Raw genomic sequence first — 15,556 nt, 5'->3', positions numbered from 1 at the left:
TATCCTGCTTGGCATGTCCTCTGCGGAGCAGTTGCTCGAGGCGCGCCTGACCGCGCTCGGCGAGCTGTGGGCGGTGTGGGCGGCGCACGGACACGATCTGGACGCCGCCCGCTGGACCCGCCCCACCCGGCTGGAAGGCTGGGACGTCAAGGCCCTCTTCGCCCACCTCGCCGCGTGGCCGCACGGCTTCGCGCAGATGCTCGACCTGGTCCGCCCCGACGAGCCCACCCACCACTCCGCCACCGCCCTGCTGCGCGACCTGAACCGCCCCGGCGGCCTGGCCGCGCTCCAGGCCCCACGCGTCGCCCAGGGCGCACGCGAGGCCGCCCAGCAGCACACGCCCGCGCAGTTGACCGCCGCGTTCGCGGAGGTCGGCCCGCGCGCGCTGGCCGGTGCCCGCACGCTCGGCCCGGTCGTCGTCGACTACTTCGGCATAGCCCGCCTGACCCTCACCGAGGCCGCCGGCATCGGCATCGTGGAGTCCACCGTCCACCTGCTGGATCTGCAGCGCGCACTCGGCCGGGAGCCTTCCGTCCCATCGGCGCCCCTGGCGCAGACCGCGGACATCCTGGCCGCGATCCCGTCCCCGATCGCCTTCATCGAGGCCGCCACCGGCCGCGCCACCGGACCGCTGTTCCCGCTCGTCACCTGAACACCGCGAGCGGGTCGACGGTCAGTTCGCGGGTGTTCTCGTCCCAGTCCTCGATCTTGCCGAGGCAGCGCGCCGGGAACGCACCGGCCGGCAGACGCTCGGGCAGGTCGGTGCGGGCACAGTCGATGCGCACCCGGGCGTCGGTGTCGCCGCCGTACCGCGCGCGGAAGACCGGCCGGTCGGCGGTGCCGCCGTCCTGCCGGTAGGTGCCGTGCACGAGCACCCAGGAGACGCGGGTGGGCGGTGCCTCCGTGGTCCCACGCCCGACCGCGGCGCGGGTCACCGGGTTCGCGGTCATCGACAGCGTCTCCAGGTCGACGTAGACGATGTCGTCCGACCTCTCCAGGATGTCCATCACGATGCCGATCACGGTGATGGGCTCGTCCGTCTCGATGTACGTCTCGAACACCTCGTCGTCGACCTGCCAGCCGGCGTCGCCCGCGAACGGGGCGAACGCCGCGTTGAGGTTGGCGTTGCGGCCGCGCCGAATCCGCTTGGCCACCAGCCGCTGCAGCGCGGGCCGGTAGCGCGCCTGCCGATACATCTTCATGAGACGCGCGGTGTCCAGGTAGAAGCAGTCGTCCAGCCGCCGGCGCCGGGCGCGCGACCGCCAGTACCGCACCGCCAGCACGGCCGTGAGCAGCAGCAGGACGGCGGTGAGCACCCAGACGCCCATCCACAGCCACCACGCCGGTTCGAAGATCGCCATGTCAGCACCCTCCGGTCATGCCGATCATCTGCTCCAGGAGGTTCTGGCGGGGGGACAGCAACGTAGTGCCGCCCTCCTCGGCGACCGGCGGCTCCGGAATACCGCGGTCGCGCAGGTGGTCGGGCAGCGGATCGGGAGTCAGCGCGGAATCACGGCTGGTCAGCCGGTAGCCCAGCTCGGTGGCGCGGCGCCGCAGGTCCGGATCGGTCCGGAGCAGCTCGCCCACCCGCTCGCCCAGCGGCCTCCGCAGCGGGATCAGCGTCGGCTCGGTCGGCACGCTGACCGACGGATAGAACAGCACCCGCTCGGCGTCCACCGCACCGAGCTGCTCGCGGTGCTCGAGCTGGTACGACAGGAACTGGTCCTCGTAGATCGCGATGATCGGCGTGTCCCGGCCCTCCGGCCGCTTGTAGTGGACCAGCAGATCCTCGGAGCCCTCGCCCACCGCGTTGACCAGCGGCGTGACCTGCTCGGCCAGCTTCGTGGCCTCCGCCTCCGTCCGCGGGACGTCCATGCCGTGCCGGACGAACGCGGCCAGCGCCATGAACGTCGCCGCCGAGTTGGCGCGGCAGATCCGCGGCGTGAACACCCCGACGCGGTTCTCGCTCCGCAGCCCGAGGTCACTCCACCGCCGTCGCTCCGCCACCAGGTCGAAGAACGACGTCATGTCCAGCGTGTAGTACAACGGGCCACCCGTGGCCACCCCGGCGGTTCGCAGCGCCTCCGCATGCTCACGGAAGCCGGCCAGCACCAGCGGCGCGGTGAACGGCTTGTAGGTGGTGGTGAGACGCCCCTGAGCGCTGAGAACGTCGAGGATGTGGGTCGCCGGACCGGCCCCGGAGACGAACACGAGGTCGTAGCCGTCCAGATCCTGCTCGGCGATCTCCCACGAGCCGCGCGACGTCACGTGCGGCCGGAGCCCGTGCCGCAGAAGCACGCGCTGGACCACCGGATCGTTGAAGTACTCGGACTTGGACGCGGCCAGCACCTCGACCGTCACGACCCGGTCGAACGGCAACGTCACGTTCCCGGACACCGCCAGCACGATCACGCCCAGGAGCGCGAGGCCTCCGGTCACGATCGCCGCCCACGGGAACGGCGGCCGCCCCGGCATGCCGACGACCTCACGCCGGATCGTCAGCAGCGGCTCTTCCCTCGGAACGGTCTGGGTCTCGGCCATCATGCGGCTCCGTACGGTGGGGCCATCGGGCATCGCCGATGCTAGCCACGCGCCGCAAACCGGTCACCTGATGCGCTGGTAGAAGGCGACCGTCGCGCCGTGGACCGTGAACAGGCCCGCCCGGCGGAAGTCGGTGCGGAGCACCGGGGCGGCGTGCGGCTTGTGGATCAGTGGATCCCCGGGGCCGGTGGAGGAGACCACGAACCAGACGCGGGTGACGCCGGCCAGGTGGGCGGGCACGTCCGTGTGTTCGACCGCGGTCAGCCGGCCGGCCTGGCCCGCGCTGCGGGCCAGCAGCACGTCGGCCGGGCGGGCCGGGTCGCCGAGGTAGTAGAAGTCGACGCCGGCCCGGAGCGCGCGGTTGTCGTCCTGGTAGAGGATGGCGTCGCCGGGGCGGTCGCGGGCCGCGATCAGGCGGGTCAGCGCGCGGTAGTCGGCGCCGTTCTTCGCCAGGTCGCCGCGCTGCTGCCGGTGCTCCGGCCAGGCGACGGCGAACAGCACCACGAGCGTCACGACGACCGGCGGCCACGCACGGCACCGCGATCCCCGGTCGCCGGAGCGAGGCGGTGATCCGGCTCGCGACAGCGGCGTGGCAGAGGGCGTGGCGGTGGGCGTGGCGGAGGGCGGGGCGGAGGGCGGGGCGGGGGCGGTGCACACGATCGCGGCGGCCAGCAGGGCCAGCGGCGGCAGCACCACCAGCAGGTAGCGCGGCACCCACAGTGGCCCGATGAGCAGCGAATACGACGCGAGCGCGATCATCGGCGCCGCGCACAGCGCGCACAGCTCGACGAAACGGGAGCGCCAGGCGAGCGCGAGCACCAGGCCGATCAGCAGCCACGCGGCCGAGGCGGAGCCGATGATCTCGGCGGGGGAGCGGCGCAGGATGGCCATGGAGAGCGGCTTGATCCAGCTCACCTGGTGGGCCTGCTGGCCGGTGCCGAGCAGCACCAGCGGCGCGAGCAGCAGCGACGTCACGGACGCCGTGAGCGCCCACGCCGTGATCAGGCCGCGGCCTCGACGGAAGACGATCACCGCATGGGCGGCCAGCACCGACGCGCCCACGATGTGGCTCAGGCCCAGCAGCAGGACCGACACGCCGTAAACGGCCCACCGCCACCACACCGGCCGCCGCAGTGCCACGTGCAACAGCAGCAGGGACAGGGCGGAGAAGAGCACGCTGAACGCGTACGGGCGGGCCTCCGCCGCGTACCGGAACGAATTGGGCATGAGGGCCAGCAGCAGACCGGCGGTGAGGCCGGTGAGCGGGGTGAACAGGCGGCGGCCCAGCTCGCCGGTGAGACCGGCGGCCAGCGCCATCGCGATCACCTGTGGCAGCCGCAGCGCGGCCTCGGACATCCCGGCCAGTCCGGTCCAGGCGTGCATGAGCAGGTAGTAGGGCCCGAGCACGCCGTCGACGTGCCGCATCAGCGCCCAGATCTCGGACGGGGTGCGCCGCGCGATGTCCGCGGTGGCGACCTCGTCCCAGCTGAAGCCCGGCCCGGTGATGCTGATCAGCGCGGTGACCAGCAGCAGCACCGCGGGCACCACGGCCGGTGCGAGGAGTCGGGCGTGACGCATCGTGAGCCTTTACATGGGACGCCGCCAGGCGTCGATGATCTGGACGACGCGCATGCCCTCGGACAGGTACAGACCGAGCGCCGGGCGCCGCGGATCCGTGTCCACGTGCAGGATCGTGCCGGCCCAGCCGTCCCGGGCGTCCTCCGCGAACGCGTGCCGCAGCAGCCATCGTCCCAGCCCGCGCCCCTGGAACGCGGGATGCACGCCGAGCAGTCGCAGATAGCCACACCGCTCGTCCGGCACGAACTGGGTGGAGCGCAGCACCAGCCCGGCCGCGTCGCCCGCGTCGGTGTAGAGCACGTTCAGGAACGACCAGTCGTGCACGTCCCCGGACTCGAGCGAGGCCGTCCACTCGTCGAAGCTCTTCCGCACGTGCCCGTAGTGATCGTGGAACGCGGCCTCGCGCACGGCATGCGCATCGCGTCGCACCTGCTCAGAATCAAGACCGTTCTCAACCCTGAATCCCGGGGGTACGACCGGGAGCGCTCGCTGCCCGGCATGGTCGATCCGCAGCCGGTGGTAGACGGTTCCCACCTCGAAGCCGTAGCCGGTGAGCCGCTCGGCGGTGGACGTGTCCTCCCGGAACACGCCGACGTCGCCGGTCACGGTGGCCCAGCCGCGCTCCCGCCCGATCTCGGCCGCGCGCTCGCGCACGGTGGCCCAGAGCCAGTCCGCGAGCGCGTCGTCCACCGTGAACACGTCCATGTCGACGAGCCCGTCGCCGCTCGGCCACGCCCAGCCCCAGCCGGCCGCGGTCCCGTCCTCGAAGATCAGCCAGGCGTCCCGGCCGAGGTCCCCCTCGGGTGAGCGCAGCTCGTCCTGGACGTCGGTGAGCGTGTAGTCGACGCGCCCGATCCGGGCCAGCTGATGGGCCCGGATCACCGCGAAGATCGTCTCGGCGTCCGCCGGGGTGGGGCGGCGCACCTCGCACCGTGGGGATAGCACCGTGCGACCCTAACCTCAGGCGGTCGCGCACGTCCCCGAATTTGTGCGCGGCTCGACGCGGTCGGCCACGGTGTGCAGCGCCCGCGCGATCGCCCGGCGCGCACCGGCCGCGCGCACGCCCCGCGCGGGCCGGTCCGGCCGGATCGGTGCGCCCGGCTGCGCGGAGGTCACCTCGCGCATCATCGCCTTCATCGCCATGTCCATGCCGAGGCCGTCGGTGGTGTCCATGTCAGTTCCTCCCGTCGGGGGCCGGGCCGGTGCTGGCCCGGACGATGAGCTCGGTGGGGAGCGCCACGCGGCGCCCCTCGGCGGTGGCCGGCGGGTCGAGCAGCAGCTCACCCGCGATGCGGCCCTTCTCCTTGGCCGGTTGGCGGACCGTGGTCAGGCCCGCCTCGGCCGCCTGCGGGATGTCGTCGAACCCGATCACCGACACGTCCCGGCCCGGGCGCAGGCCGCGGGCGCGCAGCGCGTCCAGCGCGCCGAGCGCGATCACGTCGCTGAACGCGACCAGCGCGGTCGGCCGGTCGCGCCGGTCGAGCGCGGTGGCGGCTCCCGCCAGCCCGGCCTCGCGGCTGTTGCCCGGTACGTTGATCATCTCTACCTCGCCCCAGTCCAGGCCGGCCTTGTCCCAGGCCTCCTGGTAACCGCGCAACCGTTCGCGCTCGCCCTGGTAGGAGATGTCCTCGAGGCTGCGGATCGGCTGGTCCAGCGGGCCGAGCGCCGGGTGCAGCATGTCCGCGACGATCGTCACGCGGTGGTGGCCCAGCGCGGTCAGGTGCGCGCCGGCGGTGCGGGTCGCGGCCGCCTCATCGATGCCGGCCGCGAACATCTCCGCCTCGGTGGACAGCAGCTCGGTGCCGACCACGGGCAGCCCGCGCTCGAAGATCGCCTGGCGTGCCGGGTGCCCCTCGGCCACGCAGAACACGCAGAAGCCGTCGACCGCCGCGTTGCGCACGGCGGCCCGCGCGGCCTCCGGGTCGTCCGGGACCGGGATGAGCAGCAGCCCGGTCGAGTGCCGCTCCGCCGCGAGGGACAGTCCCTGCAGGAAGCGCACCGCGAACGGGTCCTTGAACGCGTAGGACAGCTCGTCCGTGAAGAGCACGCCGATCGCGCCGGCCCGGCCGCGGCGCAGCGACCGCGCGGTCGGGTTCGGACCGGCGTAGCCGAGCCGGCGGGCCGCGCTGAGGATGCGCTCGCGCAGCTCCGGCGAGAGCTGGTCGGGCCGCCCGTACGCATTCGAGACCGTGCTGCGGGACACGCCGACCTCATCCGCCACGGTTTGTAGCGTCGGCTTCACGCCGCGCCTCCTCTGTATCGATCCAGTCGGGCTCTGGATCGATACAGTACGCGTGCGTCGCCGTACCCTCAAGGGGCTTTCTGGATCGATTCAGCCGCGGCCCGCACCTGCCGCCCGCGAGCGATGCCGCGCCTGACATGATCTGGCGATGAGCGTCGCCGCCCCCGAGAAGACCACTGTGGACAGACTCGCCCGGGTGATCACCGAGGTGTTCGCGCCGACGATCTGGGCCGTGACCATGCCGTTCGTCTTCGCGATCGAGCAGACCCGGTCCGTAACCGGTGTCTGGTGGGCGCTGCTGGCCGCCATACCCTGCGCGCTGATCCCGTACGGCATCGTCCGGTACGGCGTGATGCGGGGCGCGCTCACCGACCACCACATCGGACGCCGGGAACAGCGCCGCACCCCGCTGCTGCTCGCGATCGCCTCGGTCCTCGCCGGCCTGCTGCTGATCTGGCTGCTCAAGGCGCCGAGCCACCTGATCGGCATCATCGTCGTCATGCTCGGCGTGCTGACGCTCGTCATGCTCAGCAACCTGGTCTGGAAGCTCAGCGTGCACGCGGCCGTCGCCGCCGCCTCCACCACCGGCCTGATCTGGCTCTTCGGGCCCGTGCTGCTGATCGGAGTGCCGGTCGTCGCGGCCGTCGCCTGGTCCCGCGTCCGGCTCGCCGACCACACCTGGCTGCAGGTCGCGGCCGGGACCGCCGGCGGCGCCGCCGTCGCCATGCTGCTCGGCCCGCTGTTCTTCTGAGAATCTCGCAGCGGGGCGCCGTCCATGACTACGGATCGTGACGGTTTGACAGCGCGTGCCCGGTGCGCACGGATATGAACAGGCTTCTACAGTGCATGTCGTGACGACGGAGAGCGCCGCGAGCGTCGAGATCGAGATCGAGGTGGAGGTCGAGCACCCCGCCGAGCGGGTCTGGCGTGCGCTCACCGAGCCGCGCCTGCTTCGCCAGTGGTTCGCCGAGACCGACCTGAAGCCGCGCGTCGGAGCGTTCTTCCAGCTCTCCGGCACCGACCTGCCCGGCCTGCAGCCCGACCCCGAGGCCGAGCAGCCCGACCAGGGCTCCACGGTCGAGGGCGAGGTCGTCGGCGTCGAGACCGGCGAGCGGCTGGTGCTCTTCCTGCACGGTCCCGGCCTGGTGTCCCGCCTGCGCTGGGAGCTCAGCGCGGCCGACGAGCAGCACACCCGGATCCTGCTGCACCAGTCCTGGCGCGAGGGCGCCGGATCCGAGGCCGAGCTGGCCGACAAGCGCATCGCGTACGAGACCGCGCTCGGCCAGCCGCTCGCGGCCGTGCTCGACTGGCTCGCGTTCGGCGAGGTCGACCTGGAGGGCATGCGCGGCCGCCGCGGCCAGGAGACCGTGATCCTGCCCCGGCTCAGCGTCGCGCGGCTGCGCAGCATGCGGGTGCCGCTGGTGATCGCGGGCGTGGCCGTGGTGATCGGCCTGGCCGCGGTGACCGCCGGCATCATCTGGGGCCGCGGCGCCATGGACGGCGACGTGGCCGCGGAGTCCGGCGTCACCGCCGTCACGTCCTCGCCGATGCCGCCGGAGACGACCGGCGACGCACCGCCGGTCACGTCCTCGACCAGTAACGCGCTGCCGTCCCCGAGCGCGACCGCGACGCGATCCCCGGCACCGGACGCCGCCGCGCTGCTGCCGAGCTTCTCGCCGCCGGCCTCGCCGACCGGCCCGGCACCGACCCCGGCCGAGGACGTGCTGACGGCCGCGTACGCGACGGACGGCGACTGGGCGTTCGGCTACCGCGGCAAGGTCTCGCTGACCAACCCGGGCGTGTTCCAGAACGGCACCTGGACCGTCGTGCTCACGCTCAAGAACCCGATCACGGTGACCAAGGCCGACGGCGCCACCTTCACCCAGTCGGGTGAAACCGTCACGTTCACCCCGGCCGCCGGCGTGTCGCCGATCGGCGCCTCCGGCGGGACGGGTTCGTTCACCTTCGAGGCCGACCTGAAGGGCGCCCTCTTCGCCGACCGCGAGCCCACCGCCTGCACCATCAACGGCCGCGCCTGCACCGGCGTCTGACTGGCCGGCGGCGCTCGCCCGGTTGACCCGGCGGTCCGCGAGGAGCGTGGTTGTCGTGTCCACATAGGGTGATGGGCATGGCGGAACCGACCTACATGAGTCCATTCGTGCTGCCGGTCGCACCGATCGAGCCGGAGTCGCGCGATCCGATCGACCTCTACCTGCCGGGCGCGGACGGGCCGCGGCCGGCGATCGTGTTCGTTCACGGCGGTCCGATTCCGCCGGAGATGCGGCCGTCGCCGCGGCACTGGCCGGTCTTCCGGGGCTATGGCGCGCTGGCCGCGTCGCGGGGTGTGGTCGGTGCGGTGGTCGACCACCCGCTGCGGACGCCGGCCGACTACCCGGTCGCGGCCGAGGCGATCGACGCGGCGATCGAGGCGATCCGGGCCGACCCGCGCGTGGACGGCGAGCGGGTCGCGGTGTGGTACTTCTCCGGCGGCGGCATGCTGAGCGCCGCGCTGCTGCGCGGGCCGGCGGCCTGGCTGCGGTGTCTGGCGCTGAGCTATCCGCTGCTGGAGCCGTTTCCCGGCATGGAGGTCGACCCGGCGTTCCGGCCGGCCGGGGCGGTGGCGTCCGCGGGGGACCTGCCGATCGTGCTGACGCGTGCGGGCCGGGAGCATCCGTTCATCGCCGGTACGGTGGCCGCGTTCGTCGCGGCGGCCGAGGCCGCCGGTGCGGATCTGCGAATCGTCGACACGCCGAACGGCCAGCACAGCTTCGACCTGCTCGACGACACCGACGAGTCGCGCACCGCGATCGACGCCGCGATCACCGCGGTCGTCGCCAGGCTCACGGACGCCTGACCGGCTGAGTGGTCCGGAGCGGGCCACGCTCCGGACCACGCGGCGGCGTCCCGGAGCCGGCGCAGGTCCGGTGCTGTGCCTCAGGCGGCCGCGACCGGCGTCCAGGACGGGTACTTCGCGGAGCGCCCGTCGCCGGACGACTGCCCGCGGAGACGCCGCTGCATGAACGGCAGCACGTGCTCGCGGTAGTAGCGGGCCTCCGCGAACAGCCGGCGGGCCGGCGCGGGCGCCGGATCCAGCCGGTGGTCCTCGACCGCGTGCCCGAGCGCGGTCAGCACGATGCCCGCGACCCGGCGATGCCCGGCCGCGTTCAGGTGCAGGCGGTCCGCCGACCAGTACTCCGGGCGCCGGATCTCCACGTCGTCGAACGAGTTCGCGAACGGCAGTCCGTGCCGGGCCGCCAGCTCGGCCACCGCCACGGTCAGGTCCGCGCCGCGCCGGTGGATGCGCCGCCCGAACGGCAGCCGGTCCGACGGGTCCGGCCCGCTGATCAACAGCAGCCGCACGCCGGCCGCCGCACACCGCTCGACCGCCCGCTCGGTCAGCCGCATCAGGTGATCGACCTCCATGCCGCGCCGCAGCATGTCGTTGCCGCCGCCGTTCAGCGAGATCAGCGTGGGGAGCGGTGACATGGCCAGCGCCGCCTCCAGCTGATCGCCGATGATCGGGGCCAGCAGCCGCCCGCGGACGGCCAGGTTCGCGTAGTGCACGGTCTCCCCGGAGGCCGCCGCGAGCCCGGCCGCGACCAGGTCCGCCCACCCCCGCACGGTCCCGTCGGGCAGCTCGTCGCCCACTCCCTCGGTGAAACTGTCGCCGATCGCCAGGAAACGCACCCGCCAGACGATAATCCACTCGCGATCACATCGCGCGCGGCGCACGCGCCCCGGCCACCGCCGTACCGCGTGATGGTCGGAAATTCGGTTCTGTGCGGCCGTAGACCGTGGTTATCGTGGCGCGCTGTGGACAACGACTGGCACGATCCCGGCTGGATTTCCGCTGCTCACGCCTGGATCCGGGAGCGGCTCGACGCGCTCGGCACGCCGGCCACCGGCCCGATCGAGGAGATCCGGGCGCGCCCCTGGTCGGTGACGCACCGGGTTCCGACCACGGCCGGGCCGCGCTGGTTCAAGGCGAACACCGTGGACTGCCGGTACGAGGCCGCGCTCGCCGGCGCACTCGGCCACCGGCTGCCGGACCGCGTGCTGGTCCCGCTCGCCGTGGACGTCACGCGCGGCTGGCTGCTCACCCCGGACGCCGGCCAGACGCTGCGCGACACGCTCTCCGCCGGCGACCCCGGCGCGAGGCTCACGCGCTGGCCGGAGATGCTGCGGGCATACGCGGCGCTGCAACGCGAGGCGATGCCGCACGCGGACGAGCTGCTGGCGCTCGGGGTGCCGGATCACCGTCCGGAGGTGCTGCCCGAGCAGCTCGCGGCGCTGCTGGCGGATCCCGGGGTGCGGGCGGGCCTCGGCCCTTCCCGGCACGCGGCGGTCTCCGCGGTGGTGCCGGCGTTCGCGGAGTGGTGCGCGGAGCTGGCCGCGTCCGGCCTTCCGGCGACCGTGCAGCACGACGACCTGACGGACGCGAACGTGTTCCCCGGCCCGCCGTACCGCTTCTTCGACTGGGGTGACGCGGGCGTGGCACACCCGTTCGGCTCGCTGCTGGTGGCGCTGTCGTTCGCCGGTCACTCACTGGGCGTGAGGGCCGGCGCGCCGGAGCTGGCCCGGCTGCGCGACGAGTATCTCTCGGAGTGGCCGGGCGATCCGGCCGCGCTGCGGCGCGCGGCGACGCTGGCGGGCCGGGTGACCCGGGTGTCGCGGGCGATGTCCTGGCGGCGGGCGCTGCGCGGCGCAGCCCTCCCGGTGCACGACGACTTCTCGACCGCGGTGGCGGACTGGCTCGGCGAGCTGACCGCGCCGGACGTGGTGTAGTCACCGATCCTGATGTTATCGTCAATCACATTGTGATAGGCGATAACATCGGAGGTGTGGCGTGCGCGTGAACGACGTGATCCGGCCGCGGCGGCTCGGGTCCACCGGCATCGAGCTGACCGCGATCGGCCTGGGGTGCATGCAGTTCGCCGGCCGCGGCCCGGGTGGCATGGTCTTCGCGCCGATGCCGCAGGAGCGGGTGGACGCCGTGGTCGAGGCGGCCGTCCGCGCCGGCATCGGCTGGTTCGACACGGCCGAGGGCTACGGCCACTCCGAGCGCGCGCTGGCGACCGCGCTGGCCCGGGCCGGGGTGCCGCCCGGCGGCGTCCGCATCGCGACGAAGTGGAACCCGACCGGCCGGACCGCGCGCAGCATCCCGCGCACGTTCCCGGCCCGCGAGGCCGCGCTGCACGGACGCCGGGTCGACCTCTTCCAGATCCACGAGCCCTACACGTCTATCGGCCGGGTCGGGCCGCAGCTCACCGCGATGGCCCGGCTGCTGGAGGAGGGCCGGATCGGCGGTGTCGGCGTGAGCAACTTCGGCGCGCGCCGGATGGAACGCGCCGCGGCGCTGCTGAACGGCCGGCTGGCCACGAACCAGGTGCGGATCAGCCTCCTCCACCGGGACATCGAGCGGAACGGCGTGCTGGCCGCGGCCCGGCGGCTGGGGATCACGCTGATCGCGTGGCAGCCGCTGGCGGGCGGGTTGCTCACCGGACGATTCCACGACGACCCGGAGGCGCTGCGGCGGATCCGGCCCCTGCGCCGCCTGGCGCTGGTGACGCGTCGAAGCGTAGAGCGGACCACGCCGCTGGTGAACGAGCTGCGGAAGATCGGTCACGCGCACGGCGTGAGCGTCGCGCAGACCGCACTGAACTGGCTCATCACCGCGTACGGCGAGACCGTGGTGGCGATCCCCGGCGCGACCCGGCCGGAGCAGGCGGCCGAGTCCGCGGCCGCGATGAGCTTCCGGTTGACGGACCGTGAGCGGGCCGCGATCGATGATCAATGCCGGGGGCTAACCTAGGCCGCGTGGCGAGACCGGCGAATCGCAGCAGCTATCACCACGGCGACCTGCGCGCCGCGCTCATCGACATCGCGGTGGAGCTGATCGCGGAGCGCGGCGTCGACGGTTTCTCGCTGGCCGAGGCGAGCCGCCGTCTGGGGGTCGCGGTGAGTGCGCCGTACCGGCACTTCACCGACCGTGACGATCTCGTGGCGGCTGCGGCGCTGCGCGGCTGCGCGATCCTGATCGACACGCTCGCCGCCGAGACCGCGTCCGCGACCACGGCCGAGGACCGTCTCGCGGCCGCGGCGCGCGCCTACGTCCGGTTCGCCGCGGAGCACCGCGCGCTCTTCGAGGCGGTCTTCGCGGGCCCGGCGCACGGCTTCCGGGACCCGCGCCTGGAGGAGGCGGCCGCGCCGGTCAAGCGCACGTTCCAGGACGCCGCCCTCACGGTGACCGGCGGCGACGCCGTGGCGGCCGAGGTGCTCGGCCTGTCGGTCGTCACGGTCGCGCACGGCCATGCCGGCATGCTCCGGCTCGGCGCGTTCGGCCCGGACGCCATCGACACCGCCGTCGACCGGGCGGGCCGGGCCGCGCTCGCGGTGATCGCCGGGCGGGACCAGCTGAAGGCCTGAGGCCGGCCTCATGATCGGGGCGTCCGGGACGCCCCGATCACGAGCGTCAGGCCGTGGCGAGGGCGGAGACGCGGGCCGCGATGGTGCGGCCGTGCGATTCCGCGGCGGCGTGCGCGTCCGCGAGCGACTGGGCGGCCAGGCCGCGCAGCGCCTCCATCGCGGGGTTGACGCCGGCCAGTGTCAGCTCGGCCTCCGCGATGTGCACGTCCAGGCCGAGGATGTCGGCGAACATCCGCCGAAGGTACGGCGTGCTGTGGTCCCAGCCCTCGCGGGGCGTGCCCTGGCCGTAGCCACCGCCGCGCGCGGTGACCACGACGGCGGGCCGGCCCTCGAGGACCCGGTCGCCGCCGGGCGCGAAGCGCGGCTCCGTGAGCAGCAGGTCGAACCACGCCTTCACGTGGTGCGGGATGTTGTAGTTGTACAGCGGGATCGCCAGCAGGTAGGCGTCCGCGGCGAGCAGCTCGTCCCCGATGACGGTGGCCAGCGCGGCGGCGTCTCGCTGCGCGGCCGTGCGGTCCTCGACCGGGGTGAAACCGACGCCGACGGCGTTGCGCCAGGAGTCCGACGGCAGCGGGTGCGCGCCCAGGTCGCGGCGCAGCACGGTGGCGCCGGGGTGCGTCTCCGACCAGGCGTTCTGCACGGTGTCGGCGACCGCGCGGGTCACCGATCCCTCGGTGCGGATGCTGGCGTCGAGGCGGTAGAGGGTCATCGTCGCTCCAGAGGTGTTGCCGTTCTGACCCACAGATCGTCTGCCTGAAATACTATCTCGTCAACGGTAGTATAAATCACAGATCATCTGATGCTCTCGGGAAAGTCAGGGCGGTGGCGCGGGTCCGTACTATGGGATCGTGACCACGACCGCAGACGAAGCGCTGTCCGAGATCGCCGAGCGCGCGCGACTCTGCGAGGAGCAGGGCCACAAGCCGATCGACACCGATCTCGGCTGGGGCCTGGGCGTGGTCTTCCGCAGCTACCTTCGCGCGTCCGAGCACGTGGTCGCGGACCTGCCGGGCGGGCCCCGGGGTTACCAGATTCTGCGCATCGCGACCGGTGAGACCGCGTTCAGTCAGGCGCAGCTCGCCCAGCACCTCGGGATAGACCGCACCGTGATGACCTATCTGCTGGACGATCTGGAGGAGGCCGGGCTCGTCGAGCGCCGGCCCGACCCGGCCGACCGGCGCACCCGGCGGATCGTCGCGACGCCGCACGGGCACGAGCGTCTCGAGGTGCTCACCCGGGGCTTCGAGGCGGCCGAGGAGCACGTGTTGGCGACGCTGCCGGTGGGCGACCGCGCGGTGTTCCGGGTGCTGTTGCAGCGCCTCGCGACCACGGTCGAGGCCGAGTCCGCGGGCAACCCGTGCGAGGCGGTCGCCGATAGCGTGGAGCCGGCCGCTCAGGCCGTCGCCACCGGGCCGCGCCGGTCCCGCCGCCGCTGACTCAGAACCAGATCAAGAGCTCCTGCGGGGGGTGGTACGGGATCAGGGGCTCGGGACCGGTGACGGCGACGCGCTCGGCGGCTCGGCGGACAGGCCCGCGCACTCGCGCAGCGCGGCGAACCGGGTGAGCGCGGTCTCCGCCGCCTTGCCGGCCAGCGGCTCCGCCTGCCCGGTCGCGGTCGACACGCGCGCCGCGGTGAACGACGCGTCCGTCACGGCGCCGCCGTTCACGGTCAGCCGCAGCACCCCGGTGTCCCGCGAGACCGGGGAGTCCTTGAACCAGACCAGATCACCCAAGCTGTACGCCACGTAGGCCGCGCCGAGCCAGCCCGCGCCCTGCAACGTGTGCGGTGCGCCGGTGCCGACGATCACGTCCGCGCCGGCCTCGGCGAGCGCGGCCGCGAGCTGCTTCTGCTTCGGCGACGGGCACTGCGCGTCGGTCTCGCCCCACTGGTTGTAGACCACGACCACGTCCGCCGAGCGCTTGGCGTCGATCACGGCCGCGATCGCGCGCTTGGTGTCCACCGGCGCGGCCACGCCCGGCTTGTCGCCCGCGGCCGCGAAGCTCTCCGCGAACAGCGGCGTGGAGTTCAGCGCGATCACCGCGACCGTCACGCCCTGCGTCTCGGTCACCCAGGGGCGGAACGCGGCCCCCTCGTTCTTGCCGGCGCCGAACACCGGGAAGCCGGCCTTGGTGGCGGCCGTGACCGTGTCGGTGAGCCCTTGCGGGCCGAAGTCGAGCACGTGGTCGCTGGCGATCGAAACCGCGTCCACGCCCGCCTCCTCCAGCGCCGCGAACGTGGTGGCGGGCGCGCGGAAGTTGCCCTCGGTGCGGACCGGCCGGCCGCCCTTGGTGATCGCGGACTTGAGGTTGACCACGGTCACGTCCGGGTCGGAGAGCGCGTCCTGGAGGTCGCCGAACGCGGTGGACGGGTCGTTGAGCAGCGCGGCGGTGCGGCCGGCGAAGTGCACGTCGCCGGCGAAGCCGAGCGTGACCGGCCGGCCGGGCGCGGCGGACTCGTCCACATAGACCGGCAGGAAGGGAGTGCCGGTCGCCGCCACGGTGCCCTCGCCACCGGTGGTGCCACAGCCGGCGGTCAGGCAGAGGACCGCCACCGGGAGAACGATCGCACGATGCCAACCCCGTATCACGGGTGCATAGCGTAGGGACAAACTCGCCCTCCGCGGGTCACAGCAGGATAACGAAGTCCTAGGACGCAGGAATCGTCACGAACGGGGTGTAATCACAAGATCAGCGTGGGGCTCATGGGAGGCCGCCCACCGGGCGTTATAGTGGCCCCGCAGTGCGACCGACCGGCCGTGGGGGCCGGAA

17 protein-coding genes are annotated in these 15,556 nt (G+C 73.2%); 8 read left to right on the top strand and 9 right to left on the bottom strand.

The window, feature by feature from the left end; genetic code table 11:
• Positions 1 to 13 precede the first annotated feature (13 nt).
• On the top strand, positions 14 to 652 hold the full coding sequence (locus J2S43_RS20075; protein ID WP_306831433.1) for a maleylpyruvate isomerase family mycothiol-dependent enzyme: 639 nt from the start codon (positions 14 to 16) through the stop codon (positions 650 to 652).
• On the opposite strand, the gene J2S43_RS20070 is transcribed toward J2S43_RS20075, so the two are convergent.
• The 6 genes from J2S43_RS20070 to J2S43_RS20045 form a co-directional block, all read right to left on the bottom strand.
• Positions 645 to 1,361, bottom strand: coding sequence for a hypothetical protein (locus J2S43_RS20070; RefSeq protein WP_306831431.1), 717 nt, complete (start codon positions 1,359 to 1,361; stop codon positions 645 to 647). The two genes, J2S43_RS20075 and J2S43_RS20070, sit on opposite strands and share 8 nt — an antisense overlap.
• A 1-nt stretch (position 1,362) precedes the next feature.
• Positions 1,363 to 2,541: a hypothetical protein gene (locus tag J2S43_RS20065; RefSeq protein WP_306831429.1), complete on the bottom strand. Its 1,179-nt coding sequence runs from the start codon at positions 2,539 to 2,541 to the stop codon at positions 1,363 to 1,365.
• A gap of 63 nt (positions 2,542 to 2,604) precedes the next feature.
• The gene (locus J2S43_RS20060) at positions 2,605 to 4,119 is read right to left on the bottom strand and encodes a glycosyltransferase family 39 protein (protein ID WP_306831427.1); all 1,515 of its coding nucleotides are present in this window, start codon (positions 4,117 to 4,119) and stop codon (positions 2,605 to 2,607) included.
• Positions 4,120 to 4,128: 9 nt separating this feature from the next.
• On the bottom strand, positions 4,129 to 5,064 hold the full coding sequence (locus J2S43_RS20055) for a GNAT family N-acetyltransferase (RefSeq protein WP_306831425.1): 936 nt from the start codon (positions 5,062 to 5,064) through the stop codon (positions 4,129 to 4,131).
• A 15-nt stretch (positions 5,065 to 5,079) separates the two neighbouring features.
• Positions 5,080 to 5,292: a hypothetical protein gene (locus J2S43_RS20050; protein WP_306831422.1), complete on the bottom strand. Its 213-nt coding sequence runs from the start codon at positions 5,290 to 5,292 to the stop codon at positions 5,080 to 5,082.
• Between the two features lies 1 nt (position 5,293).
• Complete coding sequence (locus J2S43_RS20045; protein ID WP_306831420.1) at positions 5,294 to 6,340, bottom strand: LacI family DNA-binding transcriptional regulator; 1,047 nt, start codon at positions 6,338 to 6,340, stop codon at positions 5,294 to 5,296.
• A 169-nt stretch (positions 6,341 to 6,509) separates the two neighbouring features.
• On the opposite strand from J2S43_RS20045, the gene J2S43_RS20040 reads away from it, so the two are divergent.
• From J2S43_RS20040 to J2S43_RS20030, 3 genes are all read left to right on the top strand, one after another.
• On the top strand, positions 6,510 to 7,112 hold the full coding sequence (locus J2S43_RS20040; RefSeq protein ID WP_306831419.1) for a phosphoesterase PA-phosphatase: 603 nt from the start codon (positions 6,510 to 6,512) through the stop codon (positions 7,110 to 7,112).
• A 100-nt stretch (positions 7,113 to 7,212) separates the two neighbouring features.
• Positions 7,213 to 8,412 (top strand): cellulose binding domain-containing protein, encoded by a 1,200-nt coding sequence (locus tag J2S43_RS20035; protein ID WP_306831416.1) that lies wholly within the window; start codon positions 7,213 to 7,215, stop codon positions 8,410 to 8,412.
• A 77-nt stretch (positions 8,413 to 8,489) separates the two neighbouring features.
• Positions 8,490 to 9,215, top strand: a complete 726-nt coding sequence (locus J2S43_RS20030; protein ID WP_306831415.1) for an alpha/beta hydrolase family protein — start codon at positions 8,490 to 8,492, stop codon at positions 9,213 to 9,215.
• 80 nt (positions 9,216 to 9,295) lie between these two features.
• Here the strand turns inward: J2S43_RS20030 and J2S43_RS20025 are convergent, their stop codons facing one another.
• The gene (locus tag J2S43_RS20025) at positions 9,296 to 10,048 is read right to left on the bottom strand and encodes an SGNH/GDSL hydrolase family protein (protein WP_306831413.1); all 753 of its coding nucleotides are present in this window, start codon (positions 10,046 to 10,048) and stop codon (positions 9,296 to 9,298) included.
• Between the two features lie 126 nt (positions 10,049 to 10,174).
• Here J2S43_RS20025 and J2S43_RS20020 point away from each other — a divergent pair, with 126 nt between their 5' ends.
• From J2S43_RS20020 to J2S43_RS20010, 3 genes are all read left to right on the top strand, one after another.
• Entirely contained in the window at positions 10,175 to 11,146 is a 972-nt protein-coding gene (locus J2S43_RS20020; protein WP_306831411.1) for a phosphotransferase, read from the top strand.
• Between the two features lie 67 nt (positions 11,147 to 11,213).
• Positions 11,214 to 12,173: an aldo/keto reductase gene (locus tag J2S43_RS20015; RefSeq protein WP_306831409.1), complete on the top strand. Its 960-nt coding sequence runs from the start codon at positions 11,214 to 11,216 to the stop codon at positions 12,171 to 12,173.
• Positions 12,174 to 12,178: 5 nt separating this feature from the next.
• Positions 12,179 to 12,787: a TetR/AcrR family transcriptional regulator gene (locus J2S43_RS20010; protein ID WP_306831406.1), complete on the top strand. Its 609-nt coding sequence runs from the start codon at positions 12,179 to 12,181 to the stop codon at positions 12,785 to 12,787.
• A 46-nt stretch (positions 12,788 to 12,833) separates the two neighbouring features.
• Here J2S43_RS20010 and J2S43_RS20005 read toward each other — a convergent pair whose 3' ends face one another.
• Positions 12,834 to 13,496, bottom strand: a complete 663-nt coding sequence (locus J2S43_RS20005; RefSeq protein WP_306831404.1) for an FMN-dependent NADH-azoreductase — start codon at positions 13,494 to 13,496, stop codon at positions 12,834 to 12,836.
• Between the two features lie 139 nt (positions 13,497 to 13,635).
• On the opposite strand from J2S43_RS20005, the gene J2S43_RS20000 reads away from it, so the two are divergent.
• On the top strand, positions 13,636 to 14,223 hold the full coding sequence (locus J2S43_RS20000; RefSeq protein WP_306831402.1) for a MarR family winged helix-turn-helix transcriptional regulator: 588 nt from the start codon (positions 13,636 to 13,638) through the stop codon (positions 14,221 to 14,223).
• Between the two features lie 42 nt (positions 14,224 to 14,265).
• On the opposite strand, the gene J2S43_RS19995 is transcribed toward J2S43_RS20000, so the two are convergent.
• Complete coding sequence (locus J2S43_RS19995) at positions 14,266 to 15,339, bottom strand: CapA family protein (protein WP_306831399.1); 1,074 nt, start codon at positions 15,337 to 15,339, stop codon at positions 14,266 to 14,268.
• Between the last annotated feature and the right edge of the window lie 217 nt (positions 15,340 to 15,556).

It is taken from the genome of Catenuloplanes nepalensis (genome assembly GCF_030811575.1).
GTDB lineage: Bacteria > Actinomycetota > Actinomycetes > Mycobacteriales > Micromonosporaceae > Catenuloplanes > Catenuloplanes nepalensis.
The sequence above is the reverse complement of the archived record's forward strand: the minus strand, read 5'-3'. Positions and strand labels throughout refer to the sequence as shown.